The 24255-nt window shown below is 36.5% G+C and carries 28 protein-coding genes; 19 read left to right on the top strand and 9 right to left on the bottom strand.

All coding sequences use genetic code 11. The features are described from left to right. The first annotated feature begins 113 nt into the window (after positions 1 to 113). The 4 genes from V7121_RS08160 to V7121_RS08145 are packed head-to-tail and all read left to right on the top strand — an operon-like array spanning position 114 to position 3396. On the top strand, positions 114 to 941 hold the full coding sequence (locus tag V7121_RS08160) for an alpha/beta fold hydrolase (protein WP_335501688.1): 828 nt from the start codon (positions 114 to 116) through the stop codon (positions 939 to 941). 42 nt (positions 942 to 983) lie between these two features. Continuing rightward, a complete protein-coding gene (locus V7121_RS08155; RefSeq protein WP_335501686.1) occupies positions 984 to 1733 on the top strand; it encodes a hypothetical protein in 750 nt (249 codons plus the stop codon). A gap of 19 nt (positions 1734 to 1752) precedes the next feature. Beyond that, positions 1753 to 2331 carry a polyhydroxyalkanoate biosynthesis repressor PhaR gene (locus V7121_RS08150; RefSeq protein WP_335546307.1) on the top strand — a complete coding sequence of 193 codons (579 nt, stop codon included), beginning with the start codon at positions 1753 to 1755 and terminating at the stop codon, positions 2329 to 2331. Further along, entirely contained in the window at positions 2332 to 3396 is a 1065-nt protein-coding gene (locus tag V7121_RS08145) for an alpha/beta fold hydrolase (protein WP_335546305.1), read from the top strand. Between the two features lie 68 nt (positions 3397 to 3464). Here the strand turns inward: V7121_RS08145 and V7121_RS08140 are convergent, their stop codons facing one another. Next, on the bottom strand, positions 3465 to 4247 hold the full coding sequence (locus V7121_RS08140; RefSeq protein ID WP_335546303.1) for an alpha/beta fold hydrolase: 783 nt from the start codon (positions 4245 to 4247) through the stop codon (positions 3465 to 3467). Positions 4248 to 4397: 150 nt separating this feature from the next. Between V7121_RS08140 and phaQ the strand changes: the two genes are divergently transcribed. From phaQ to V7121_RS08125, 3 genes are all read left to right on the top strand, one after another. Then, a complete protein-coding gene (phaQ, locus tag V7121_RS08135; RefSeq protein ID WP_335501677.1) occupies positions 4398 to 4835 on the top strand; it encodes a poly-beta-hydroxybutyrate-responsive repressor in 438 nt (145 codons plus the stop codon). Beyond that, positions 4816 to 5418, top strand: coding sequence for a hypothetical protein (locus tag V7121_RS08130; RefSeq protein ID WP_335501674.1), 603 nt, complete (start codon positions 4816 to 4818; stop codon positions 5416 to 5418). The genes phaQ and V7121_RS08130 overlap by 20 nt, the downstream gene beginning before the upstream one ends. Before the next feature lie 424 nt (positions 5419 to 5842). Further along, entirely contained in the window at positions 5843 to 7009 is a 1167-nt protein-coding gene (locus V7121_RS08125; RefSeq protein ID WP_335501672.1) for a C40 family peptidase, read from the top strand. Positions 7010 to 7073: 64 nt separating this feature from the next. Here V7121_RS08125 and V7121_RS08120 read toward each other — a convergent pair whose 3' ends face one another. The 3 genes from V7121_RS08120 to V7121_RS08110 all read right to left on the bottom strand — a co-directional run bounded on the left by V7121_RS08120 (position 7074) and on the right by V7121_RS08110 (position 8807). After that, positions 7074 to 7631 (bottom strand): hypothetical protein, encoded by a 558-nt coding sequence (locus V7121_RS08120; protein WP_335501670.1) that lies wholly within the window; start codon positions 7629 to 7631, stop codon positions 7074 to 7076. Positions 7632 to 7723: 92 nt separating this feature from the next. Further along, positions 7724 to 8164 (bottom strand): DUF6114 domain-containing protein, encoded by a 441-nt coding sequence (locus V7121_RS08115; protein WP_335501669.1) that lies wholly within the window; start codon positions 8162 to 8164, stop codon positions 7724 to 7726. A 37-nt stretch (positions 8165 to 8201) separates the two neighbouring features. Next, positions 8202 to 8807, bottom strand: a complete 606-nt coding sequence (locus V7121_RS08110) for a DUF6230 family protein (RefSeq protein ID WP_335501667.1) — start codon at positions 8805 to 8807, stop codon at positions 8202 to 8204. Between the two features lie 279 nt (positions 8808 to 9086). On the opposite strand from V7121_RS08110, the gene V7121_RS08105 reads away from it, so the two are divergent. The 4 genes from V7121_RS08105 to V7121_RS08090 all read left to right on the top strand — a co-directional run bounded on the left by V7121_RS08105 (position 9087) and on the right by V7121_RS08090 (position 12714). Beyond that, a complete protein-coding gene (locus V7121_RS08105; RefSeq protein WP_335501665.1) occupies positions 9087 to 10268 on the top strand; it encodes a response regulator transcription factor in 1182 nt (393 codons plus the stop codon). A gap of 238 nt (positions 10269 to 10506) precedes the next feature. Beyond that, positions 10507 to 11337, top strand: a complete 831-nt coding sequence (locus V7121_RS08100; protein WP_335501663.1) for an undecaprenyl-diphosphate phosphatase — start codon at positions 10507 to 10509, stop codon at positions 11335 to 11337. 140 nt (positions 11338 to 11477) lie between these two features. Continuing rightward, complete coding sequence (locus V7121_RS08095) at positions 11478 to 12074, top strand: sensor histidine kinase (RefSeq protein WP_335546301.1); 597 nt, start codon at positions 11478 to 11480, stop codon at positions 12072 to 12074. 211 nt (positions 12075 to 12285) lie between these two features. Next, positions 12286 to 12714, top strand: coding sequence for a CotY/CotZ family spore coat protein (locus V7121_RS08090; RefSeq protein ID WP_335546300.1), 429 nt, complete (start codon positions 12286 to 12288; stop codon positions 12712 to 12714). A 49-nt stretch (positions 12715 to 12763) separates the two neighbouring features. On the opposite strand, the gene V7121_RS08085 is transcribed toward V7121_RS08090, so the two are convergent. Continuing rightward, positions 12764 to 13570 (bottom strand): glycerophosphodiester phosphodiesterase, encoded by an 807-nt coding sequence (locus V7121_RS08085; protein WP_335501657.1) that lies wholly within the window; start codon positions 13568 to 13570, stop codon positions 12764 to 12766. A gap of 239 nt (positions 13571 to 13809) precedes the next feature. Here V7121_RS08085 and V7121_RS08080 point away from each other — a divergent pair, with 239 nt between their 5' ends. Together V7121_RS08080 and V7121_RS08075 are read left to right on the top strand one after the other, a co-directional pair. After that, complete coding sequence (locus V7121_RS08080; protein ID WP_066252345.1) at positions 13810 to 13905, top strand: YjcZ family sporulation protein; 96 nt, start codon at positions 13810 to 13812, stop codon at positions 13903 to 13905. Between the two features lie 33 nt (positions 13906 to 13938). Next, positions 13939 to 14070 carry a YjcZ family sporulation protein gene (locus V7121_RS08075; RefSeq protein WP_335501655.1) on the top strand — a complete coding sequence of 44 codons (132 nt, stop codon included), beginning with the start codon at positions 13939 to 13941 and terminating at the stop codon, positions 14068 to 14070. A 25-nt stretch (positions 14071 to 14095) separates the two neighbouring features. On the opposite strand, the gene V7121_RS08070 is transcribed toward V7121_RS08075, so the two are convergent. The 3 genes from V7121_RS08070 to V7121_RS08060 all read right to left on the bottom strand — a co-directional run bounded on the left by V7121_RS08070 (position 14096) and on the right by V7121_RS08060 (position 16785). Further along, the gene (locus tag V7121_RS08070) at positions 14096 to 14518 is read right to left on the bottom strand and encodes a YkvA family protein (protein WP_335546297.1); all 423 of its coding nucleotides are present in this window, start codon (positions 14516 to 14518) and stop codon (positions 14096 to 14098) included. A gap of 118 nt (positions 14519 to 14636) precedes the next feature. After that, on the bottom strand, positions 14637 to 16376 hold the full coding sequence (locus V7121_RS08065; protein WP_335501652.1) for an AAA family ATPase: 1740 nt from the start codon (positions 16374 to 16376) through the stop codon (positions 14637 to 14639). Between the two features lie 148 nt (positions 16377 to 16524). Further along, positions 16525 to 16785 carry a hypothetical protein gene (locus V7121_RS08060; protein WP_335546295.1) on the bottom strand — a complete coding sequence of 87 codons (261 nt, stop codon included), beginning with the start codon at positions 16783 to 16785 and terminating at the stop codon, positions 16525 to 16527. Positions 16786 to 16960: 175 nt separating this feature from the next. Here V7121_RS08060 and V7121_RS08055 point away from each other — a divergent pair, with 175 nt between their 5' ends. From V7121_RS08055 to V7121_RS08030, 6 genes are all read left to right on the top strand, one after another. Then, positions 16961 to 18541 carry a peptide chain release factor 3 gene (locus V7121_RS08055; RefSeq protein WP_335546292.1) on the top strand — a complete coding sequence of 527 codons (1581 nt, stop codon included), beginning with the start codon at positions 16961 to 16963 and terminating at the stop codon, positions 18539 to 18541. Between the two features lie 139 nt (positions 18542 to 18680). Next, positions 18681 to 19778, top strand: coding sequence for an SDR family oxidoreductase (locus V7121_RS08050; RefSeq protein ID WP_335546290.1), 1098 nt, complete (start codon positions 18681 to 18683; stop codon positions 19776 to 19778). A 15-nt stretch (positions 19779 to 19793) separates the two neighbouring features. After that, complete coding sequence (locus V7121_RS08045) at positions 19794 to 21332, top strand: aldehyde dehydrogenase family protein (RefSeq protein WP_335501645.1); 1539 nt, start codon at positions 19794 to 19796, stop codon at positions 21330 to 21332. Between the two features lie 106 nt (positions 21333 to 21438). After that, positions 21439 to 21897: a hypothetical protein gene (locus V7121_RS08040; RefSeq protein WP_335501643.1), complete on the top strand. Its 459-nt coding sequence runs from the start codon at positions 21439 to 21441 to the stop codon at positions 21895 to 21897. A 210-nt stretch (positions 21898 to 22107) separates the two neighbouring features. Continuing rightward, on the top strand, positions 22108 to 22854 hold the full coding sequence (sigI, locus tag V7121_RS08035; RefSeq protein ID WP_335501641.1) for an RNA polymerase sigma factor SigI: 747 nt from the start codon (positions 22108 to 22110) through the stop codon (positions 22852 to 22854). Next, complete coding sequence (locus V7121_RS08030) at positions 22851 to 24008, top strand: anti-sigma-I factor RsgI family protein (protein WP_335546288.1); 1158 nt, start codon at positions 22851 to 22853, stop codon at positions 24006 to 24008. The genes sigI and V7121_RS08030 overlap by 4 nt, the downstream gene beginning before the upstream one ends. 39 nt (positions 24009 to 24047) lie before the next feature. Here the strand turns inward: V7121_RS08030 and V7121_RS08025 are convergent, their stop codons facing one another. After that, on the bottom strand, positions 24048 to 24251 hold the full coding sequence (locus V7121_RS08025; RefSeq protein WP_066252362.1) for an alpha/beta-type small acid-soluble spore protein: 204 nt from the start codon (positions 24249 to 24251) through the stop codon (positions 24048 to 24050). Positions 24252 to 24255 lie beyond the last annotated feature (4 nt).

The raw sequence follows: 24255 nt of genomic DNA, 5'->3' as shown, positions 1-24255 counted from the left end.
TACTGGGACTGATTTTCAAGAATAAAGTACCAAGAAATTTATTATCAAACTGCTAAGAAAATTGCTTGGTAAAGTACAGGAAAAAGTTGAAGTATAAGGAGGAGATATTTAGCATGCCAATAACAAATGTCAACGGTATTGAACTTTATTATGAGGTCCATGGTGAAGGTGAACCATTGTTAATGATCATGGGATTAGCACATAATTTGCTTTCATGGAAAAAAAGCCTGCCTGGCTTGGCAGAACACTTTAAAGTGATAGTTTTTGATAATCGGGGGACAGGAAGAAGCAGTAAACCAGAAACTGCTTATTCGATCGAGTTAATGGCAGAAGAAGCTAAAGCAGTCCTTGATGCAGCCTTAGTGGAATCAGCGCATGTTTATGGAATTTCCATGGGTGGTATGATTGCACAGCGGCTCGCCCTCAATTTTCCTGACCGAGTCAAATCACTCATCCTTGGCTGTACATCTCCAGGCGGCATAAATCAAATCCAGCCTGATACAGAGGTAATAATGACCTTACTATCAGGTGCATCCATCCCAACTACACCAGTAGAAGCAGCTTGGGCATCAGTTCCCATTCTCTACAGTCCCTACTTCATAGAAAACCATCGAGATTCCATTGCAGAGCACATCGAAACAATGATAGAGATCCCTACACCAGCGCATGGGTTTATGCAGCAGCTTCAAGCATGTTTGGCACATGATTCATATAATGAGCTTGAAAACATAAACACACCAGCTCTAATCATTCACGGAGATGCTGATCGTCTGATTCCAGTGGAAAATGGGAAGATGTTGGCAGATAAAATTAAAGATTCTAAGCTATATATTGTCCCAGGAGCCGGACATCTTTATGTAATAGAGGCACAAAAAGATGTTGATGATATTTTGATAGACTTCATAAAGAAACACTCGGTCGAAAAGAAAAAAGTAAAGTAATCAATATATTATCATTTAGTAACTAAAAAGGATGTGTGTTTGATGTCTGAGAAAAAAGAGTTTGAGCAAAAACAAATGAAAGAAACAAAGCCCAGAAAGCAAAAACAAGAAATGAACACCCAGACCGAAACTGAAGCAATCGATGTGGTAGAAAGTGTGGTAGGAATGGTAGAAGAACCCGTTATTGAAACAAAAAAGGAAGAGGAACCAATTTCTGAAACAGATTTAAGTGATGAAGAACTTTCTAGTTTAGATATGCTTTGGCACAATGCATTTCATGAATTAGATGAATGGGCCAAACGCGGGGACTTTCGCGATGAAGTTTTCCTGAAAGAGGCAATGTTTTTTGCTGACAACATTCAAAGGAATCAGGAAAACATTAAAGCACTATCAGAAAAATTTAATAAGGAATTTGCTGAATGGGAAAGAACAGCTAGAGAGGAATTTCTAATGTCCACCACAAGTCTGCAACATTTCTTTCCACTTCGATCGTACGAAGAAATCAATGTTCAGATTGACCAAATTCAAAAAAGGACAATGTCCATTTTAAGCACACCATGTCAAGCAATAACCCAAAATCAAGCAATGGATAAATACCTTTCGATTATTGAACAGTATATTGCGGTTAGGAAAAAAAGCCGAAAGCAATATATAAAAACCGTTAAACAAGCCGGTAACTTAATCTATGAAAATCAAAAAGGTTTTGTTAATCTTTTTGCACGGCAAATCAAAACGTTGATATTTCCTTTAAATAAGTACATGGAGAAAGTCGAAGAAATTTCAAAATCATAATTTGAGGGGCGATTCATCAATGTCTAAGGAAAAAGCATATGATCCTTTCCAAGGAATCAGGAAGATTAGTACGATGTGGGAACACCAACTGAATGGCCTATTATACATGATGACTGACAACAATGAGTTTGTACGCCTTCTTAGCGCTGGTACAGATAGTCATGCAAGATACATGGAATTATTAAGAAAGCGACAAGAACTCATGGCTGGTGTCATGAATATTCCAACGAAAAAAGATGTGGCTAGAGTAGCTAAACTGTCTCTTCAGACAGAAGAGAAAATAGATATTTTAGAGGAGCAAATTTGGAATTTACAAGATAGCTTAGGTTCGTTAAATAAAGAGAATCTAGCTATGTTTCAAGAAATAGTCAATATCGTAAAAGAGATGAAAACTGAATTCCAAAAAATAGGCCTGGAAATTTCTGAAACACACCAGTTGAAAGAGGATTTTCAGGAACTAAAGCAGGAGCTTGCCACCTTGAAAAATCTTGTGCAAAAAGGGAAGGCAAAGGACAATGAAAAAGTAAAAGATAAAGATAAAGATAAAGAGCTAGTCCTCACTGCAGTTGGCACCATGAATGAAGGGGGGGCAATATAAATGAGTGTTAAGGCATCAGGAACAAATTTTATACCATATGTTAATCTAGAAAAAGAAGTAAAAAGGTGGGAACAAGTCTATAACGTCTTAACTGAACCGAAACCGGATATTGTACCAACCGAAAGGAAAATTATTTGGAAAAAGAATAAATCCACCTTATATTTCCATCCTGCTAAAGAAAAAAAATATCAAATTCCCGTCTTTTTAGTCTATTCATTGCTAAATAAGTCGTATATTTTAGATATTGGGGAAGGAAGTAGTGTAGTAGGAGGGTTAACAGATAGGGGATATGATGTTTACTTCCTAGACTGGGGATCTCCTAGTTATGAGGATAATGATATTTCACTTGATAATTACATCCTTGATTATTTAGAAAATGGAGTCAAACGTGCCTTACGACATTCGGGTGCAAAGGAAATATCAATATTAGGTTATTGTTTAGGTGGTACTATTGCTGCTATCTTTACCTCCATTACCGAATTGCCGATTAAGAATTTAATCCTTGCAGCAGTTCCAATTGATTTTAGCGAGGGAATCGTTCCAGCTAAGTGGTTAAAAGGGCTGCAAAAAGGGACAATTAATTTTGATCGTCTATCAGAGGTTTATGGGGTTATTCCAACTGAAATCATGTACGGAATGTATAGGGGCCTTTCACCAGTTTCCATCAGCCCATGGGTAAACTTGGTTACCCGAGCACATGATTTAGAATATGTTAAAAAGTGGCGGCGGATGGACAAGTGGACAAAAGACTCTGCTTCATTTTCAGGGGCAGCTTTCAAACAGTTATTTAACGACTTTTATAAAGAGAACAAACTCCTTAAAGGCGAATTGACAATTGGCGGCAGGAAAGTAGATCTAAAGAATATTGATTGTCCTTTCTATGTCTTTTCCACATCAAGAGATACCTTGGTATTAGAGAAACAAAGCCTTCCTGTGATTGATATGGTCTCTAGTGAAGATAAAACGTACGAGGTTTTTGAAGGAGGACATGTTTCCTTGGCCTTAACTGGACACTTTGCGATTTTCGCCGACAAATGGCTTTCCTCGCGTTCACAGGAAATTTAGGGATCTCTTTCAAAAGACAGGAATAAAGTAATAGCGGACTGGACTCTTATCCTGCCCGCTGTTACTCGTTATGAAGCTGTTTTTTGTTGTTCGAGGAATTTCCTCAATAGTTTATTAAACCGGTCTTTTGCTTCCAATTTGGCAAGATGACCGGTATTCCTCATAATAATAAATTCTGAATGCGGTATTAATTTGTGCATCCATAATTGAATCCACACAGGCAAGATGGAGTCGTATTGTCCGCCAACAATTAAGGTCGGAACATCCACCCTTGGTAATAATGTCAGGTTATTAACATCAAAGCATGCCACTAAGGAGTCAACGAATATCTGCGGTTTCGGCTGGAAAAACTTATTAAACTTTTCAACTGTTTCCTTTTTCCAGGAGTACAGCGCCATACGTGATGCATATTCAGCGTGCTCCTTTGTATATGATAGCTGCTCGAGTAGTTCCTTTCGCGGCTCAAATAATATACTTTTTAGGTTCTTCGGAAAATAATGAAATGAACTAATTAATAGAAGTGTTCGACAGCGTTCAGGTGCCTGACGATACATCTCCTGCGCAACGGCACCGCCCATTGACAAGCCTAAAATGTGAGCGGTTTCAATTTTTAATTCCGTTAATAAATCAAGTATATCAATAGCAAAGTTCTTAATAGAGATTCCTTCCTGTTTATTACACTCACCATGTCCACGTAAATCTGGGATTATCAACTCATACTTATCAGCCAATTCATATTGATCTTCCCATCCTTCTTTCACTTCACCTAAACCATGGATCAAAACTAATGGCTCCCCCTTCCCAAAATGCAAATGGGGGACCCCCGATTGACTAATTCTTGCTTTTCTCATTTCACACCACCTTCTTATTTTTATTAGTTTATTTCCAAGATATAGAAAGTGTAAACACCAATATTTTACTTTTAATCATAATTATTTACTGCATTGACAAAATATTACTCATAGGTGTAAAATACATATATAGGGTGAGGTGATAAAGATATGGTGAATCAAGACAATCAAACTATTAATCCATCAAAAAACTTTGTGTTGCCATTTATTTTATTGCTTCTAAGCAGAATGTCACTCCATGGGTATGAACTTAGTCAGAAGCTTGAGGCATTTGGGTTTAAGACACTTGATCAAGGGAATTTATACAGATTGTTAAGACAATTAGAGAAGGACGAGCTTCTATCATCTGAATGGGATACAACCGGAAGCGGTCCCGCTAAAAGAAGATACTCAATAACAAAAGCTGGATTAACATACTTAAAGGGTTATGCCAATCAACTAGAGTCATATCAATCGTTATTAGATCAATTTTTCAAAATGTATACCAGTTTCTTTGAGCTCTACATTCCTTCGTTTCATAAGAAGGATCCAATAGAGAAAGTCAATATTAAAAAGAGGAGGAACAACGATGGCACAGAAGAAAAGTGATACGATTCAAGCGGCTGAAGAGAAAATAATACCTGCCGCAGAAGAATCGGTTGCCGTAGGTTCATTTGTAGATACTTTTTGGAATCAATTTGAACTATCACGGGAGCGTGCAGAACAGCTGCGGGAAAATAGGGAAGATGCATACATTAATGCATTAAGGGAAGTTATCAAGTTCAATAAACAGTTCAGGAAGTCAGTTGGGGAATTATATCAGCAATCGAAAAAAACAAACAAAGAAATGGTTTCTGAGCTAATGCATCAATTCTCATTCGGTAAAGCTGAAGAAATTAAAGCTGAAGATTTACCGATTACCGAGAGGGAAGAACTAAAGAAACAGCTTTCAGAGGTTTCTGGTCAATTGGAAAACCTAGCACTTACACCGATTAAATCAATTTTCCGAGTAGTTGATCAGTTGGAAGATAACTTTGAAAAAAATGCAGAATCAGGTGTAGCATTTAGCCGGGAGCGCAGAAATGCATGGCTTCAGGTTAGGAAGGAATACGTTAAATTAGCAAGAGATACACATTTAAACATTATCGACCGTAGTAAAGGGAGTTTGAAAGAATTAGTCAAAATGCAATAACAACCTTTTTAGCTGCATCTAAGGAGAATCTACAGCTTTGAGTAACATAAGAATCCAGGGTATATCATAAGAACCACAATCTCTTTTTCTTTTAATCATCGAGATTGTGGTTCTTTATTTTGTTTTATTTATTCCCAAAATTAATAGACAATCAAGTATTTTGGTGATTAATACCTAATAATTACCATTGAAATAAAAATGTAATATAATTAACACTGATTTGACAAAGTTAGTTGATATACTTCTAATTGAGACAAAATAAGATAATATTGGAAAGGTAACGTGATAATTGACCTACATAATTGAATTGTAGTTTGGTAAAATAGTAGTGGATTAGAGAATTCTACTGATATACGTATAGATTAAAAATACTTCATTCGTCTTAGATGCTTGATTTCTATTTTAAGAAAGCAGGGGAACCAAATTGAAAAAGAAGATAATCGCACTAAGCACGACAATTATTATAGGACTAGGAAATTTATCCTCTTTTCCAACAGTCTATGCAAAGGAAAATAATCTTAAAAGTGTTCAGAATAAACGATCTTCAATTCAAACCGATCTATCAAAAGCAAATCAAGAAATTTTCCAGGTTCTTGATGAATTATCCAAGCTATCTGAACAAATTAATAGGGTGGAGCAAGCAATTAAGGATAATAATCAAATGATTGTACAGACTGAAGAAAAAGTAAAAAACTCACAGTCACACGTAAAAGAACTTCAGCAAGAAATAACGACCATACAAGAGAGAATTAATAAACGGAATGAAATAATAAAAAAACGAGCCTTATCACTTCAAGAAAGTGGTGGTCAGGTTAGCTATATACATGTTATTCTCGGTTCTTCAAGCTTTAGTGATTTCGTAGAAAGACTTGAAGCGGTAGCATCAATGGTGGAAGCAGACCAAGATCTTGTTACTCAGTATAAAGAGGACCAAAAGGAAGTCGTAACCAAACAAGCTGCTGTAGTAAAAAATTTAAACGAATTGCAAAACATGCAAACAGAACTTGAAGGGATGCAAACTCTGATACTAGAACAAAAAGAGCAAAATGAAGTTTTAAAAGCGGATCTTAAGATGAAAGAACAAAAAATACTATCTGATAAAGCTGATTTACAAAAGAAGGATAACATACTAGCATCAAAAGAAGCTCAATTAACAGGTAATATTAATACTTCTATTCCTACATCCACCAATGAAGCAATTAATATTGTCATTCATGCAGGTGAACAATATATTGGCAACTCGGTTTATGTTTTTGGCGGAGGAAGAAATTCCTATGATGTGGCCCATGGAAGATTTGATTGTTCTGCATTTGTAGCCTGGGCTTTCAAACAGGCGGGAATAAAGGTCGGCGCACATACTGATATCTTGAAAAAGACTGGAACAAGAGTGTTGCTAAGTGAAGCACGGCCGGGTGATCTTGTTTTCTTTGATACTTATAAAATAGATGGTCACGTGGGGATATACCTTGGCGGTGGTAAATTTATTGGCTCACAAAGTTCAACAGGAATTGCAATTGCCGATTTAACAAAAGGATACTATAAAAAGAAGTTTAATGGACGAGTAATGAGAATCATCAATGATAAAAAGTAAATGGCAACCTTGTTGCCTAATAAAAATGAAAGAAGAAGCGATGCATTCAATGGCATCGCTTCGTTTATTGTTGTGAATTGCTTATTAAACTTTTTAAAAATGCTTTCATTTGAAGAAGCTCTTCCTCACTTTTTGGTTCCATTTCCACCTGTCCTCCCTCATTAATATTCAAACTGAACTGGGGGAGATTTGAATTATTTGCTGATACATGATGGGCTAATAATTTTATATTTTTCAGACCAATATTGCCATCAGCCGGCAAGTAATTCTCAGTGAATTCCGCATTGGTCACTTGCAGAGCTAGGTTATTAAAAAGGACCGTTTCTTTTGGACTCATATCAATTGTAACAATCCCCTTCGGAGACTGAACTAATTTCTTTATACTTAAACCCTCTGCTTTAAGTTGAGAAAAATTCAATTCAAGCATAGGCCGATCTTTTTGTTCGGCTGTATCGCCAGTTACCATAACAGGTTCTTCCATCGATCCTTCCATTTGGGCTGCTTCGATTATAAAGCCAATAATTTTTGGATTGCTTGCAAAACTATCCTTAGTTGGTATGAGAAGACCACATACCATTAGGACCAGTATGATAATGAATTTATAAGAATAATTTCTTTTCAAAGCGATCACCATTTCTGCGAATGCTATTTGTATTTCTTAAACATATTAGTCTGTTTATTAAAACTGTCACACCAGAAGTTTTATAAATACATTTATTCAGGTAATACATCTTTTCCAGATGCTACTTCTTTTTCAGCAAAATTATCTTTAATCGTCTGATCCTTTACCTCATTAGATACAATCTCAGGCTTCCAAGCAATCAGCATGGCACCTCCAATGATACCGAGAATAGTGCCAATGAGAAATCCTCCTAACGCTCCCATGATGGAAAGAACAGACGCGAAAATGGCTAAAACGCCAAGAAGGGTTGAAAGCCTAGGCATGATATATGACAGTACACCCATTAATAGTGTTAACCCTCCTAAGAAAAAGCCAACGAATAGGATACTGCCAGGTGCTGCAGCCACTTCATAAAGTTTTGCCGGTACCCATAAAATGATCAGTCCAGAAAGGATACACAAGGTCGCCCCCCAAAAGGGACGCCTTGATCTCCAATTCTTAAACCGCTCACGTTTTGAATAAGTAGAGGTCATTTTTATCATCCTTACTCAATGTTCTGTGATGGTTAAATTAGTTAAGCTTTTCGAAGTAAACCTTCATTCCAGGTAAACTTACGGTTTTTTGGAATAGATATAATGTTTGCAAATTACCATTTTCAATAGTAATCGTGTTAGCTTTTTGGGTGAATTCTTTAGCAATTGCTTCAGCTCTTTGTGCTGGGTCAGTGAGGTCATAATTTCCAATGTAATTTTCAGACATTGTGAGTTCTTCAAACTTAGCATCACCGTTTACCATGGTAGCTTTTTGAAGAAGTCCATTAATCTCAACTGGCTTGTCGGAGCTAATGACTACGCGAATCCCAAGTGCTGGAATGGCTTTGGAGATTTCTAACCCATTAATAGTGGCTTTGTCAATCGCATTGACGGCAACAGGATTATTCTTAGTGGTTGCTCCATCAGCAACACCACCGTATAATTGGAAGCCCTGTCCAACCATTTTATCGAATTTGACGGTAAATTCACCAAATCCACTTAATGGAGCTGCTACGGCTACACCTGTAAGTCCAAAGATACTAAGTAGCATCCCTAAGAATAAAAAACCGCCTAATAATGCATAGACCAACTTCTTTTTAACCGTTTGCCCACCTACAATTACTGTTTCTGCTGTTAAATTCATTCCCTTTCCTCCTTTTTTTGGTTTAAATTGTGCAAGTATTAATAGGAATGTAAATGCTTACACCATTCGTCACAATTTTATGATAAATTAACAGTTTACGAAATCCCTACATTTGTAGGAAAATATAATTAGTAAGGACAAAGTTCTACAAAAAAGCAAAAATCTCCAAGATTAGCAGGAATTTAGGCGGGTTTAGTTGAAATATGTATAAAGATAAACGGTGATATAAATCAGGATAAATAACAGCATAGATTTTTCAGGGAAGGAAGTGCGAGTGTATTGTCCAAGTCATTAAACCTCCATTTAGACAATCTCTTAAATGATGCCGTTAAAATGTTAGCAAATTATCAAGACAATCTATTACATGAATGGGGATTAATGCTCCAATTATTAAAGAATACAAATAAAAAATCTGTAGCGGTTTTTGAATTTATTAGTCAGTTTTTAGAAAGGTTTCTACAGTCTGTTAACGAAGATCGTTTTGATATATATAAGATGCTAAATGAGCTTCAAGACGAGTGGTTTGCCCACTTTCAAAGGCGTCCAGAGCCTGAGGCCCTAATTTTTCATTTGAATTTATTGGAAAATACAGCGCATAGGGTTCTTAAATCCAGGATTACCTACTCATCAAAATTACACCCATCCGTCCATTATTTGTTTTCAAAGATAAGTGAAGTAATGCTGTTTGATTCTGAAAAAGATAACTATAGTATTTGGAAGGATGCCGTCATTCTTTTTAATGAATGGATTATCCGATCACAAAATTTTCGTGAGTCGATTGAAAATATTTGCTTTGGATTTGGTTATTTTCTTCCCTTTAAACGATGTGCGCTTTTTAAGTTCACCAATGAAGAGAGTATTGGCATTGGTTTATATGGACATCACTTCAACAATGACGAAGTTCAGGCCATTGCTGAAAAAATTACCAATATACCTGTTCTTAGTGAAAGTCTTGTAAAACTAAAATCACAAGGTCATGAAATGAAAAACTTTCAACCGATCTATATACCTAGAGCAGAAAATGATCTCCCTTCGAGTTATGTAAAAAAGTTTGACCTTGGCTCACTAATTATTGTTCCTATTTATGTTCCAGAAGAAGGGAAAATTATTGGAGGGGTGATATTAGATCAAGGTCAGGGGACACATTTTACTGTTGATACCAGCCTATTTCCTGCTTTGATGAAATTCGGCCAAAGTTCAGGAGAGTTATTGTCAAAGTATATGGAAGCAGATATCAAGAAGCAAGATTTACCTTCTGCGGAATCTATTTCCCTGTCTCCGCGTGAAACTGAAATTATCAAACTATTAGCCGATGGCGCTTCGACTGCAGAGGCGGCTTTAAAGCTCTATTTAAGTGAATTTACGGTTAGGGATTATATATCTAATATCATGAAAAGATTAAATGCTCAAAATCGAACAGAAGTTGCAGTAAAAGCGATTCGCATGGGAATAATTGATTAGTAACTTAACTTAACACGAGGAGAAATCATCCCAAATGTGGCACAATCATTTAATGTGCCACATTTTTCATGAGGGAAAAAAACTTGAAACAATTTCGCTGAGAACTTCGTTATTATGAGTGCGGAGCGAAAAATGGAATTTAATAAATATTGCAATGTGATAGGTTAGTAAGTAAAATGTAAAAGTTATACAACATAATACTAATAAACTTTCACGAAAAAGTTAGGAGATTACAACAATGGATCTACTTATGATAATTAAAGCTATTATTCTAGGCTTAGTAGAAGGCTTAACTGAATTTGCCCCAGTTTCTTCCACAGGGCACATGATTATCGTCGATGATATGTGGCTACAATCCGAAAAGTTCCTGACACAGCATGGAGCGAATACGTTCAAAATCGTCATTCAACTTGGTTCGATTTTGGCGGTTGTCGTCACCTTTAAAGACCGCTTTATTGATTTATTAGGGTTGGGTCACTTCAAAACAAAAGCAACATCAGGACAAGGCCGTCTTAAACTTTCCCAAGTTATAGTGGGCTTAATTCCTGCCGGTGTACTTGGTGTCCTTTTTAATGACTACATTGATGAACACTTATTTTCAACCGCAACAGTGTTAGTTGGGTTAGTTATTGGTGCAATCCTAATGATGCTTGCCGACTTTTTTGGTCCAAAACATCCCAAAGTTCAAACTGTTGACCAAATTACCTATAAGCAGGCACTGACCGTTGGATTATTTCAATGCTTTTCACTTTGGCCAGGGTTTTCTCGTTCAGGGTCAACTATCTCAGGCGGTGTTTTAATGGGAATGAGTCACCGGGCGGCAGCTGATTTTACCTTTATCATGGCTGTGCCAATAATGGCAGGGGCGAGTTTTCTCTCCTTATTAAAAAATTGGGAATATATGACGTTGGATGCTTTGCCTATTTTTATTGCAGGATTTATTAGCGCTTTTATTTTTGCCCTTTTGTCAATTCGCTTTTTCCTAAAGCTCATTAACAAAATCAAATTGTTGCCATTTGCGATTTATCGTATTGTTTTGGCACTCTTACTATATATTATTTTCTTTTAGACTAAGTCAGCTTACAAAACACTGTAAGCTGTTTTTTTATAAAAAAATATTTTAATTTTTGTCTAAAATGTGACAAAATTAACGGTGTTTTCCTTACTAATGAGATATGATTGAATTATTAAGGAAAGGAGGGGTAAAATTTGCTAATTATTCCATCATATATTGGATTATGGACATTACAAATTTTATGTATGTTATTTTCTTTCGGTGTATACTATTTCTATTTTCACAAAAAAATTATACATAAAAAAGCCCAACGGATCTTACTGAGGATAGAACAGAGGGAAATCAGTTTTGTAAAAGAGCTGCAGGACACTGTCCTGTTAATGAAATCATTTGCTAAAATTCATCAGGTGGAGCTGATTTATACGTCAACTGCGAATGATGATGTTACCATTAAAGGTGATCCAGGGCTGCTCCGGTTTGCACTAATAAATATAATTAAGAATGGGGTAGAGGCAAGTGCTCCTAAAGGTTCTGTTAATATATCCCTTCATGAAATGCTTACTGATGTATATATAGTTATTGAAGATAATGGAAATGGCATGCCAAAGAAGATTTTAAGCCAGTTAGGAAAACCGCTCGCTTCAAGAAAGTTGAATGGGACGGGCTTGGGGTTGGCATCCACCTATAAAATAACCGAATGTATGGGTGGCAGAGTTAAAGTAGAATCGGATGTGAACAAAGGAACTATTTTTAGTCTATATTTTCCAAAATGGGTTTCTTTAGAGGTCTAATACTTAGGAACTGGTAGTGAAGAAAAGTACTTTTTCTTTACTGCCAGTTTTTTATATTCATGCGGATTATTTTATAAAACGATAGAAAAGTATATTTAGAAATAATTAGTTCCTCACCTGTTTTCTGTAAGAAAGTTGCCTATACCAACAGCTCTAAATAGAATATTTTAAAATAAGGGACAGTTGAATGGTGATAGGGAGGAGGGAAAACATGGGGGAAAAACGGTGTGAAGAACACTGTTTATGTAGAGAAATGGAACAACTTCTTGACGAGCAGCAACGATTAGCGTTTGAAGGGTTTAGATTTGTGTGTGAGAAGATCGGTTATGATACCATTCCGTTTGTCCTGTCGAATGGAAAATGTGCTTTTGAAGTATTTGGAAGAACTAAGAAGGGTCTTTTTTTTACTACTCAGGTGTTTCGATTAGAAAATCTAGATACAAGACACGGCTGTGCAACATTATCTTTGCTACTTCCAGTAGATATGGATGGTCATCCAGTAGAATTTTGCAATGATGTATTTTCACTAGTAAAAACAGATAATTGTATTATGGTGGATCTGACTTGTTTTTGCAGTATTAAACCATTATCGCCTAAATTAGTTAATCGAGAGTTGCCCATTATTGAACCTAAATGTTAAAGGAACGAGGAGGGATCTATTTAGAATGAATAGATCCCTATTCTATTTTTTATGATAAATCGGGATAGTCACTGATAATACCTTCGACCTGTAATTTTTTTAACGTTTTACGATCATTTTTTTTATTAACAGTCCAGATAATTGTTTTAAAACCATAGTGATGGATTCTTTTAATTATCCGCTTATTGACCATCGTTATTTTAGGATTTATAAACGTTACATAATTTTTAAATGCTTTTAAATTCTTATTCGAAATCATTTTAATACCAGTATTCTTCACCAAAACCCCAATAGGAATGGATGGAAGAAGTTTATGGAAATGTTTGAGTGCGTCCCTATCAAAGGATTGAACAATAATTTGCCCGTCTCCTGATGTTAACTTTCTTTTCTTTAGTTCCTCGACAAGTTTTTCTTCTATTTGGGGATAAAGAGCAGGTTTTTTTAATTCAAGTAAAAAGCCAATCTTTCCTGTAAACTCATCAAAAACTTCGGAGAGGGTGGGGATCTTTTCACCAGTATACTTACAATCGAACCAACTTCCAGCATCTAAGCCTTGGATTTCTCGGATGGTAAAATCCTTTACTCGACCCTTTCCGTTCGTGGTTCTGTTAACAGTTGTATCATGAATGACAACTAATTCACCATCTTTTGTCATCTGTATATCGAGTTCGAGGTAATCTGCACCTAATTCTATAGCTTTTCTAAAAGATGAAAGAGTATTCTCTGGGCAGTAACCAGCTGCACCTCGATGGCCAATTTTCAAAGGAGATTTATCATTCGTCTTCAAAGAAATTCTTGTAATTGCCCGGTAACATACCATGAACAGTACAAACAAAATAGTAGCGATGTTCCTCAAATTTGGGGTCTCCAATCTATATATATATATTTGTGAACATGGTATGAAAAACAGAGAAGAATGTCAATTGGGTTGGAGATTAATTATTTTTAGGAAGCACATACCGATACAAAACCTAGTGTTGAAGTCAGAATGGGCTTCTTCTTTTTTTCAAAACTGATTATTTTGGATATGTATCTATCGCACATTTTTATCTAGGTGAATAGGATATATGGAATTAAGAAAAGGAGGTAATGTAAATGTCAGGTGCAGTTGGTGGTTACGGCGGCGGATTTGCTCTACTTGTCGTTTTATTTATATTGTTAATCATTATTGGGGCTTCTTGGTGCTACTAAGAATTTCATAAAGATAAAAAGGAGGTCATAGGTATGTTTGGTTATGGATATGGCGGCGGCTGCTGCGGTTACGGTTATGGCGGCGTTGGCTACGGTGGCGGATTTGCTTTAATCGTTGTGTTATTTATCCTCTTAATAATTGTTGGGGCAGCTTGCTTTAGATAATGTCACTAAAAATGGACCCGCTTGGTTAGTCAAGCGGGTTTTGCTCTGCAAAAATCTTTGCTTGTTTCCATTTACTAAAGGCTTCTAATTCGGCGGAAACCTTTTTAACAGTAAAGCCTATGAGTGCTGCATCATCAAGGATACCAAGACCCACGATGAAATCGGGTACTAAGTCAAGTGGTGAAACAAAGTAGAGCAGTGTACCAATGATGGTAAGGACTGTGCTGGGAGAAACATTTTTATATTCACCTTTTGAATAGGCTTTTACTAATTCTAAAAATAATTGCAGCTTTCCCCATCCTTCGCCTAAACTTGCTTTCTTCTCATTCGCCAATTTTATTGCCTTGTTAAGTAAGCCCTCAGTTTTTTGTGAATTACCAAGGTATTTCTTCGCTTCATTCGAATATTTATGCTGCTCTTTTTCAAAAATCTTAGTTTTATCGAACATATCGTTCACTTCCTTTTAATGAAGTCCAAGCTTAGTTTACCACCAAATAAAAAAATCATTTAAGGAATAAGCAAAAACCAGATACTTAAAGTAGCACCTGGTTTTTGTAGGAGATATTTTATATTAATATCATTTTATCACTTATGTTTGCCTGTGTACCCCAAACAATTTCTTCAATTTCTGAACCTTCAAGTGTTTCTTTCTTTAATAAGGAATCGACTAATAGTTGATACTGATACTGATGGGTCTTAATAAGATTTTCTGCTTTGTCTAAAGCTTTGCCAAAAAGGTCTTGCATCTTCCCTTCTTTATCTGATTTATTAAAGGTTAAAGTAAATCCTTCTTGAAGCATTCCTGTATCTACCATCTGTTCAATTATTTGTTTTGCCTGCTGAACATCTCCACTAACGCCAATGCTATGCTCTCCTAAATGCATTCTCTCAGCTACTCCGCCAGCTAAGACCATAGCCACCCGTTCAAGGAGGTCACTGGTTGTCGATAAATGCAATTCTTTTGGAATAGGTGCAACATAGCCGAGTGCCTCACCACGAGGGATAATGGTTGCTTTACGAACTGACCCTGGCTTCGTTAATGAAGCTACAATAGCATGACCCGCTTCATGAATGGCGACCCTTCGTTTTGTATCATAATCCTGTAAAGAACGGGAAGTATTCCCTAAGATCGTTCGATCAAGTGCATAGTCAAGATCTTGCTTTTGAATCATATCTTGGCCGTTTCGAACGGCTCTTCTACTAGCTGTTTCAAAAAGAGATTGTAGCTCCGCTCCAGAAAATCCTGATGTACTTTCTGCTAATTCATTTAACTGCAGGAGTGCATCATTGGAAAACGACTTATTTTTAGCATGGATAGCAATAATTTCTCTTCTTCCCTTTGTATCCGGAAGTGGAACGTGGAAAGAGAAATCGATTCTGCCTGGACGAAGAAAGGCTTCATCCAACATATCTTTTCTATTCGTAGCCGCAATAAAAAGGATACCATCATTCGGATGACCGCCATCCATTTGTACCAGCAATTCTGTTAAGGTCTTTTCCGCTTCCTCACCGCCATGTGCCTTTCTTTTAGCGGCTAGAGCATCGACTTCATCGATGAAAATAACAGCTGGACCTTGTTTTCTTGCTGATTTAAATAAGGAGCGAACTCGGCTTGCCCCAACTCCGATGAACATTTCGTTAAATTCTGATCCGCTAGCTGAAAAGAAAGCAGCATTTAATTCACGGGCGATTGCTTGTGCAAGTAAGGTTTTACCAGTACCCGGAGGCCCGTATAAAAGAATCCCTTTTGGTGGTTTAATCCCTAACTGGGCTGCACGCTCCGGTTCTTTCAAAGTGGAAACTGTTTGCAATATTTCTTCCTTCATTTCGTCCCCAATTCCACCAACATCTTTAAAAGTAATAGCAGGAAGGGCTCGAGACTTGGCAATACTATTTTTCATTGACTTATTTAATCCTAAGCCGCCGTTTGTTTTTTGAAGAGTGAACGCAGTCGCAGCTAGGAGTAGAATGACACCACCTAGAATCCATTTTCCATATTTACTGCTCGTTGAATAGGAGTAATCAATATTATATTTAACTACTAACTTATCAATCATTTGGCTATTTGGAGGAACATGGGAAACAAATACTTCATCCCCTGAATGAATGTAGAGGCTGCCATCGGGCTTTTCAATTAGTTTTACGACCTTTCCTTGTTGAGCTTGAATGGTTTTTTCAACAGAGGAGAAAGGAATCGTTACTTCCTTATTCACGTTCTGTATAATCCAGAAGATTCCTGCAATAACTAATATAAACGCTGCAATTAGCGGGATAAATTTAGAAACTTTTTTTATATTGGGCTTCAACTGTCTTCATCTCCTTTAACAAGGTCATAGCCTATTATAAAGGAATTTCCAGAAAAATGGATGTGGGAATCGATGGGAAATAGCTGTATCTTAGCTCATAAAAAAACACCATCAAATTTAAAAAAGTGATGGTGTTGTTTAATAATTCCTAGGATAAGAGGCGAAGATGTGGAAGGATTGGCATTAGGACGCTTTGGGCAATGACACCAATACTTGCACCGATACACGATGATTTACTCCATTTAAACACATGAACTTTTTCGTCTTTTCCTTCATACAAAAATAATAACTGATCATTTTCTTCAGCAATCCCAATTTTGTTAAAAGATATTTTATTCTCGTTTAGAACAATTTCAAAAGCTTTATGTAATAACTTAAGGGTTTGTTGATCAATTTGAGTGATATTCAATCCTGTTACCTCCGGTACGGTTATGTATTAACGGTATATATATCAATCATTACCGCTTTCTTTCATTATATTCTTTATGCGCATCGGTTTAAAGAAATATTGCAAAGTTTTCGTTTGAGAGATAAGATTGAAGTTATGGACAAAAATTTTTATTGTCAAAAGAGAGGAAAACGAAATGGGTAACAATTTTAAAGAAGAAGTATTATCACGCCGGACATTTGCGATCATATCCCATCCAGATGCCGGAAAAACCACGCTAACTGAAAAATTATTATTATTCGGCGGTGCGATTCGAGACGCGGGAACTGTTAAAGCGAAAAAAACGGGAAAGTTTGCAACAAGTGACTGGATGGAAATAGAAAAGCAACGGGGAATTTCGGTAACCTCCAGTGTCATGCAATTTGATTATGAAGGTTTCCGAGTTAACATTTTGGATACTCCAGGCCACCAGGATTTCAGTGAAGATACGTACCGTACTCTAATGGCTGTAGATAGTGCTGTAATGATCGTTGATGCCGCTAAAGGGATTGAGGCACAAACACTCAAGCTTTTTAAAGTATGCCGGATGCGCGGGATTCCTATTTTCACATTTATGAATAAGCTCGACCGTCAAGGAAAGCCGCCACTTGAACTTTTAGCTGAATTAGAAGAGGTCCTCGGTATAGAATCCTATCCAATGAACTGGCCGATTGGGATGGGGAAAGAATTCCTTGGAATTTATGACCGCTATAACAATCGAGTGGAACAGTTCCGTGTAGATGAGGAAGACCGATTTATTCCACTAAATGAAGACGGAGAAATCGCGGGGGACCATCCACTAAAAAATTCAGGACTCTATGATCAAACACTAGATGAAATTATGCTGTTAAATGAGGCTGGAAATGAATTTTCAGCTGAAAGAATTGCGGCGGGTAACTTAACACCTGTATTCTTTGGAAGTGCGCTAACTGCCTTTGGGGTCCAAACATTTTTGGAATCTTACTTAAAGTTTGCTCCGCCGCCAATGGCACGTAATTCGTCTGCCGGGGAAATTAATCCGTTAGGGGAAGATTTTTCAGGCTTTGTGTTTAAAATTCAAGCGAATATGAATCCTGCACACCGTGATAGAATTGCGTTTGTCCGAGTGTGTTCCGGAAAATTTGAGCGAGGAATGACAGTGAATATTCCACGTTTGAATAAACAAATAAAACTTTCACAATCGACATCATTTATGGCTGAAGAACGTAATACCGTAGATGAAGCGGTTAGCGGAGATATTATCGGGTTATACGATACAGGGACTTACCAAATTGGTGATACATTAACTACTGGGAAAAATGACTTTCAATATGAAAGGCTGCCCCAATTCACACCGGAATTATATGTCAGAGTATCGGCAAAGAATGTCATGAAACAAAAATCCTTTTATAAAGGAATTCAGCAGTTGGTCCAAGAAGGAGCGATTCAGCTCTATAAGACCATTAAAACGGATGATTATTTATTAGGTGCAGTTGGGCAATTACAGTTTGAAGTTTTTGAGCACCGGATGAGAAATGAATATAATGCTGAAGTTTTAATGGAACGAATGGGATCAAAAATTGCCCGCTGGGTAGACAGTGAAACGGTTGATGAAAATTTATCTAGTTCCCGTTCCCTTTTAGTTAAAGACCGATATGACAATTATGTGTTTTTGTTTGAAAATGATTTTGCACTTCGCTGGTTTCAAGAGAAAAACCCTACGGTTAAACTATATAATCCTATGGATTCGGAAAATTAAAAAGTGGCGGGATTATCGATCCCGCCGTTTTTTTAAATACATTAAACAGAAAATTCAGACTAATTACCCATGGACGAATCTTTAAATAGGAACTTACAATGATTACAATCGTCTAGTTATAGACTAAGGAGGAGATAAATTGGAAAAAGGATTTTTTTTTACTGGTTTTCCTGGGTTCATATGTAATCAATTGATTCGTGAAGTCCTAAAAAGAAATAAGTTCAATAGCACCGTTTATGTGCTTGTCTTGCCTAATATGGTGGAAAAGGCTAAACAAGAATCTGCGGCGATTATTTCTGAATTTGGTTTAGAGCCGTCCTCCTTCAATATTATAATAGGAGATATAACCAAACCGTTATTAGCGATTACTCCTGAAAAACAAGAAATTTTACAACAAAATCTTACCCATGTTTTTCATCTTGCAGCCATTTATGATTTAGCGGTTCCAAGAGACATCGCTCAAAAAATAAATGTAAACGGAACCGAGAATGTAAATGAATGGGTTAAAGACTTAACGAATCTAGAAAGATATATTTATTTTAGTACTGCCTATGTGGTTGGGAATCGTGAGGGGACCCTTTATGAAACCGAACTTATTGAACCAAACGGATTTAAAAACCACTATGAAGAAACAAAATATCATGCGGAGGTTTTAGTTGATAAATTAAAAACCGAAGTACCTGTTACCATTATTCGTCCAGGAATTGTCAAAGGGCATTCGCATACAGGCGAAACGATTAAATTTGATGGACCCTATTTTATTATGAACTTTTTGGACCGGCTAAAATTTCTCCCACTAATCCCACGATTAGGAAAAGGTGAAGCCTATGTGAACCTTGTTCCTATAGACTATATTATTCAAGCCACCACGTATCTGAGCCAATTAGACAAAGCTGCTGGAAAAACCTATCACCTCACAGACCCTAATCCCTATCGCGCATCAGAAATTTATGAAATAATGATGCAAGAAATGCTAAACAAACAGCCAAAAGGAATGATACCATTATCCTTAGGAAAATTGTTCCTTTCCTTTAAACCAATGAGAAAATATCTTGGGGTTGAGAAAGAAGCATTAGATTATTTCACTTGGAAAGGACATTTTGATTGCACACAAGCTGTCACAGATTTAAAGGATTCGGGAATTACGTGTCCAGACTTTAAAGATGGAATTAAGCCGATGGCAGCGTTTTATTTAAATCAAAAGGATAACCCATCGTTTCAAATCAACATTTTATAAAAGGGGTGAAGATTTATGGAGGCGATCCAGGAAAAACTTAAAGTAATTGCCCCAGCAACTGGAGAGCAGATTGGAGAAGTTCCTGAAACCCCAGTCAGCCAAGTCAAAAGTTTTTACCAAAAAGGTAAAACTGCTTTCATGCAATGGAGTAGTTTAACTATGGCGGAGAGGGGAAAATATCTTTCTAAGCTTAAGGAAATAATGGTAGAACAGATGGAGGAAATAGCTAAAACAGTAGCTGCTGATACAGGTAAGGTGATAACAGAGGCATTGATTGCCGATATTATGCCAACATTAGATTGTATTGACCATATTCTGAAGCATGGGGAGAAAAGCCTTCATCGTCAGAAGGCTAAAACCCCTCTTTTATTAATTGGGAAAAAGTCATTTGTTGAATATATGCCAAGAGGAGTTGTTTTGATTATTTCGCCATGGAATTATCCATTGCAGCTTGCCATGGTCCCCATGCTCAGTGCCTTGGCATCCGGAAACACTGTTATATTGAAACCATCGGAAGTAACTCCATTAGTAGGGAAATGTATTGAAGAGCTTTTCGGCCAAGCAGGCTTTCCTGATGGAGTAGTTCAAGTCGCCCATGGCGGAAAAGAGGTTGGCGCGGCATTTACTAATGGTAAACCAGATTATATCTTTTTTACTGGGTCTGTTCGAACAGGAAAAATGATTCAACAAGTTGCCGCTAAGGAACTTATTCCAACGACGCTAGAACTTGGCGGCAAAGACCCGATGATTGTGTTTGCTGACGCCCACCTGGAACGTGCAGCAAAAGGGGCTGCGTGGGCGGCATTTACCAATAGCGGTCAAGTATGTATGAGTGCTGAAAGGCTATATGTTGAAAATTCAATCTATCCCAAATTTTTGTCCTTATTAAAAAATGAAATTTTATCACTCAAACAAGGGACTGATATGGATTCTGATGTTGGTTCGATGACTTTTCCTGCCCAAATAGAAATCGTTAAGGAACAACTAGTGAATGCATTGAATAATGGGGCGAAATTGGAGACTGGTCTCTATCCTGAAGAGTGGAAGAATGGAATGTTTTTACCCTTAACAGTGGTTTCAAATGTGAATCATAAAATGAAAATAATTCAAGAGGAATCTTTTGGTCCCCTCCTGCCGATTATTCCATTTGAAAGCGAAGAAGACGTCATCAGGCTAGCAAATGATACGGTTTTCGGATTAAATGCAAGTGTGTGGACAAAGGATATAGATAAAGCGAGAAGGGTAGCCTCTCAGCTGGTTTCTGGTGCCGTTGTTATTAACGACGCAATTATTAGTATCGCAAATCACGGTCTTCCTTTTGGTGGGGCAAAGCACAGTGGAATTGGCCGGTACCATGGGGATGCTGGATTAAGAATCTTTTGCCATGAAAAAGCTATTATCGAGGATTCAGGACGAAAAAAAACCGAAATCCATTGGTACCCTTATCAAGATAAATTCCCATTATTTATCCAACTTTTTAAAAGTTATTTTCGTACCAAGCGAGAGTGGCTTAAATTTGCCCAAACCTATATGAGAATCCTAAAGAAGAACTAAGGTTGGGAAAAATTATCGAAATTCTGCTGTTTTTTGACATAGTTGGATAAGCTAAGTTGAGGTGTTCTTAGCTAAAAAAATATGCCAAGCGAAGCGGGATAGTACGATGAAAAAAATGAGCAAACTCGAAGCCGTCTTATGGAATATTGCTTTTCCTGGTTTTAGTCAGCTAATCCTAGGTCAATATCTCAAGGGGATATTATTTGTTGGATTAGAAGTAATGATTAACGCCAAAAGTCACTTTAATAGGGGGATTATGTACAGTTTCTTAGGTGAAATTGACAGGGCAGAAGCAGTTATTAATTTCCAATGGCTTATGTTTTACCCCTGTGTCTATATGTTTTCCCTGTGGGATGGATATCGTACTGCTATGCCTGCAAATGAAAAAAACTCATTTTTCCCGTTTGTTTTTAGTGCCTACTTTGTAACAGTGGGTTTAATGGTATCACCAAAGGTAACAATTCTTCAACTTCATCCTGGTCCTGTGTTCTTACCGATGTTGTTCTTAATACCCGGTTTACTTATTGGTTTCTTTATTAAATTTTTGTTGTCATCAAGGCCTTAAAAATAAATAGTCGTGCTTAAAAAAACTTCAAATCAGCCTAGCTGTTTTGAAGTTTTTTTATTGGGAAAAATTTTTTGAAATTAACCCCCACAAATTGTTTAAGATACTACGTAACTATGTAGTGAAACTTTTTTTTCCAAAAATGCTTATCCTTAAAAAAAGTCCAAGATAACACTCGTATGTTATAATTGGTCGAATAGAGGTGAGCATATGCTAAGTTTATTGTTTATGGCCAAAAAGAAAAAGAGGACCTTAGAAGAAACTGTCCTCTTAATACAGCAAGGCGATCTTTACCTGCTTGACGAAATTATCCAATCCTATAAACCATTTATTGCTAAAACCGTTTCTTCTGTATGTAAACGATATATCTATGAAAGTGATGATGAATTTAGTATTGGGCTCATCGCATTTAACGAAGCGATAGAGAAATACTCCACTGAGCGTGGGAATTCCTTGTTGAGCTTTTCTGAAGTCATTATCAAAAGAAGAGTAATTGACTATATCCGTAAACAGTCGAAAAATCAACATTTAAGTTTCGATTTAACCAATGATACAAACGATGAAGAATCTGCTGGAACAGTAATCGTGAATGAACTCTCACTTGATGAGTACCAAAAAAAGAAGGATGAAGAGCTAAGAAAAGAGGAAATTGTTCACTTTCAGAAATTACTAACTACCTTTGATTTAAGTTTTAATGACTTAGTTGAAAATTCACCTAAGCATGTTGATGCCCGCAAAAATGCAATCATTGCCGCGAAAATGTTAGTAGATAACGAAGAATTAAAAGAAATGTTATTTACTAATAAACGTCTGCCTATAAAACAATTGGAAAAAATGGTAGATGTAAGCAGAAAGACAATTGAACGAAACAGGAAATATATAATTGCGATTGCACTTATTTTATCGAGTGATTATGTTTATATGAAAGATTATATAAAGGGGGTGCTTGACACATGAAAAAAGGAATTATAATGGAAATCGATGATGAATTCCTTACGCTTTTGACCCATGAAGGTGAGTTTTTGCATACCAGGAGACTGAGTCAGCAGTATGCTATTGGGGAAGAAATTCACTTTTTTCCAATGGAACGTGTTAAAACTTCAAATTCATTACATCCATTAAAAAATATTTTTAAATTTAAACCGGTTTGGGCACTTTTGGCTGCGTTTGTTATTATGTTGGGCTCATTATTTCCCATGTATCAAAATAATAAAGCATATGCCTACATGTCGATTGATGTCAATCCAAGTATCGAGCTGGGAATTAATAAAAAAATGAAAGTGGTTGGGATTAAGGGTTTTAATGAAGAAGGTAAGCAGATTGTTTCTCATCTTAGAAACTGGAAAATGAAAAATGTTTCTAAAATAGCCGAGGCTATTATCCTTGAAATGGATAAGGAAGGCTATTTGAATACTACAAAACAAGTTATCATCGCTACTGTTCGAACGGAAGAGCCGGAAGATAAAGTAGAAAAGGAACTTAAAAAGAATATTGATGAGATAAAAGTATCCGTAGATAAACAAATGATGGAACCTGTCGTTCGAGATGCTACAGTGGAAGATCGAGAAGAAGCTATTAAACATGGTTCTACAACTGGGAAGTATATAGAAAATAAAACTGAAGCTTTAACTAATGATACAAAAACAAAAAAGCAGATGAAACCTGCTGATAGTAAAGTGGTACAAAAGAAATCTGATAACTCCATTCCTTCAGAAGTAAACAAAAAACAAAAAACAAATAAGGCTCTTCAAAATAAAGGTACAGAAATGAAGAAGCCAGTAGAGAAGAAATTGGCGAATGGAAAAATGATTCCACCTGGACAATTAAAAAAGATTGATGAAAATAAACTAAAACAAAATAAAGGTCAAGCCAAAAAACAAAATAGTCAAAAAGGGAAAAACACTGAGAGTAAAAAAAACTCGAAGCAGGAAGATAATAAAGGGAAATACCGAGGGAACAGTGTCCTTAAAAATAATAATAGTCATCGAGATACCGCTAAGACTAACAATGAACATAAGCTGAAAAACAAAGAAAAAGATTCAAAAAAGGATAGTGGCAAAAATAATAAAAAGTCTAATGGAAATCATGGGTATGTTCATTCTAATAAATAAAGTCCGGAGTTAATCCGGACTTTTTTCCATTGTATTAAATTATTTTTGTGAAGATTGTCCTGAAAGTTGTGCTTGGGCTTGTTGAACTAAACGTTTAGTAATCTCGCCACCTACTGAACCGTTTGCTCTCGAAACTGTATCTGATCCTAAATTAACGCCAAATTCTTGGGCAATTTCGTATTTTACTTGATCTAAATATTGTTCAATCCCAGGTACTAACAACTTATTACTGCTATTAGCCATTTTT

Source organism: Neobacillus drentensis (assembly GCF_036962125.1).
GTDB classification, from domain to species: Bacteria; Bacillota; Bacilli; order Bacillales; family Cytobacillaceae; genus Neobacillus; species Neobacillus drentensis_B.
The sequence above is the reverse complement of the archived record's forward strand: the minus strand, read 5'-3'. Positions and strand labels throughout refer to the sequence as shown.

Coding starts and splice junctions, on each gene's coding strand:
- V7121_RS08160 (WP_335501688.1), top strand. CDS start 114: ATGCCAATAACAAATGTCAACGGTATTGAACTTTATTATGAGGTCCAT.
- V7121_RS08155 (WP_335501686.1), top strand. CDS start 984: ATGTCTGAGAAAAAAGAGTTTGAGCAAAAACAAATGAAAGAAACAAAG.
- V7121_RS08150 (WP_335546307.1), top strand. CDS start 1,753: ATGTCTAAGGAAAAAGCATATGATCCTTTCCAAGGAATCAGGAAGATT.
- V7121_RS08145 (WP_335546305.1), top strand. CDS start 2,332: ATGAGTGTTAAGGCATCAGGAACAAATTTTATACCATATGTTAATCTA.
- V7121_RS08140 (WP_335546303.1), bottom strand. CDS start 4,247: ATGAGAAAAGCAAGAATTAGTCAATCGGGGGTCCCCCATTTGCATTTT.
- phaQ (WP_335501677.1), top strand. CDS start 4,398: ATGGTGAATCAAGACAATCAAACTATTAATCCATCAAAAAACTTTGTG.
- V7121_RS08130 (WP_335501674.1), top strand. CDS start 4,816: ATGGCACAGAAGAAAAGTGATACGATTCAAGCGGCTGAAGAGAAAATA.
- V7121_RS08115 (WP_335501669.1), bottom strand. CDS start 8,164: ATGACCTCTACTTATTCAAAACGTGAGCGGTTTAAGAATTGGAGATCA.
- V7121_RS08110 (WP_335501667.1), bottom strand. CDS start 8,807: ATGAATTTAACAGCAGAAACAGTAATTGTAGGTGGGCAAACGGTTAAA.
- V7121_RS08100 (WP_335501663.1), top strand. CDS start 10,507: ATGGATCTACTTATGATAATTAAAGCTATTATTCTAGGCTTAGTAGAA.
- V7121_RS08090 (WP_335546300.1), top strand. CDS start 12,286: ATGGGGGAAAAACGGTGTGAAGAACACTGTTTATGTAGAGAAATGGAA.
- V7121_RS08080 (WP_066252345.1), top strand. CDS start 13,810: ATGTCAGGTGCAGTTGGTGGTTACGGCGGCGGATTTGCTCTACTTGTC.
- V7121_RS08075 (WP_335501655.1), top strand. CDS start 13,939: ATGTTTGGTTATGGATATGGCGGCGGCTGCTGCGGTTACGGTTATGGC.
- V7121_RS08070 (WP_335546297.1), bottom strand. CDS start 14,518: ATGTTCGATAAAACTAAGATTTTTGAAAAAGAGCAGCATAAATATTCG.
- V7121_RS08055 (WP_335546292.1), top strand. CDS start 16,961: ATGGGTAACAATTTTAAAGAAGAAGTATTATCACGCCGGACATTTGCG.
- V7121_RS08045 (WP_335501645.1), top strand. CDS start 19,794: ATGGAGGCGATCCAGGAAAAACTTAAAGTAATTGCCCCAGCAACTGGA.
- V7121_RS08040 (WP_335501643.1), top strand. CDS start 21,439: ATGAAAAAAATGAGCAAACTCGAAGCCGTCTTATGGAATATTGCTTTT.
- sigI (WP_335501641.1), top strand. CDS start 22,108: ATGCTAAGTTTATTGTTTATGGCCAAAAAGAAAAAGAGGACCTTAGAA.
- V7121_RS08030 (WP_335546288.1), top strand. CDS start 22,851: ATGAAAAAAGGAATTATAATGGAAATCGATGATGAATTCCTTACGCTT.
- V7121_RS08025 (WP_066252362.1), bottom strand. CDS start 24,251: ATGGCTAATAGCAGTAATAAGTTGTTAGTACCTGGGATTGAACAATAT.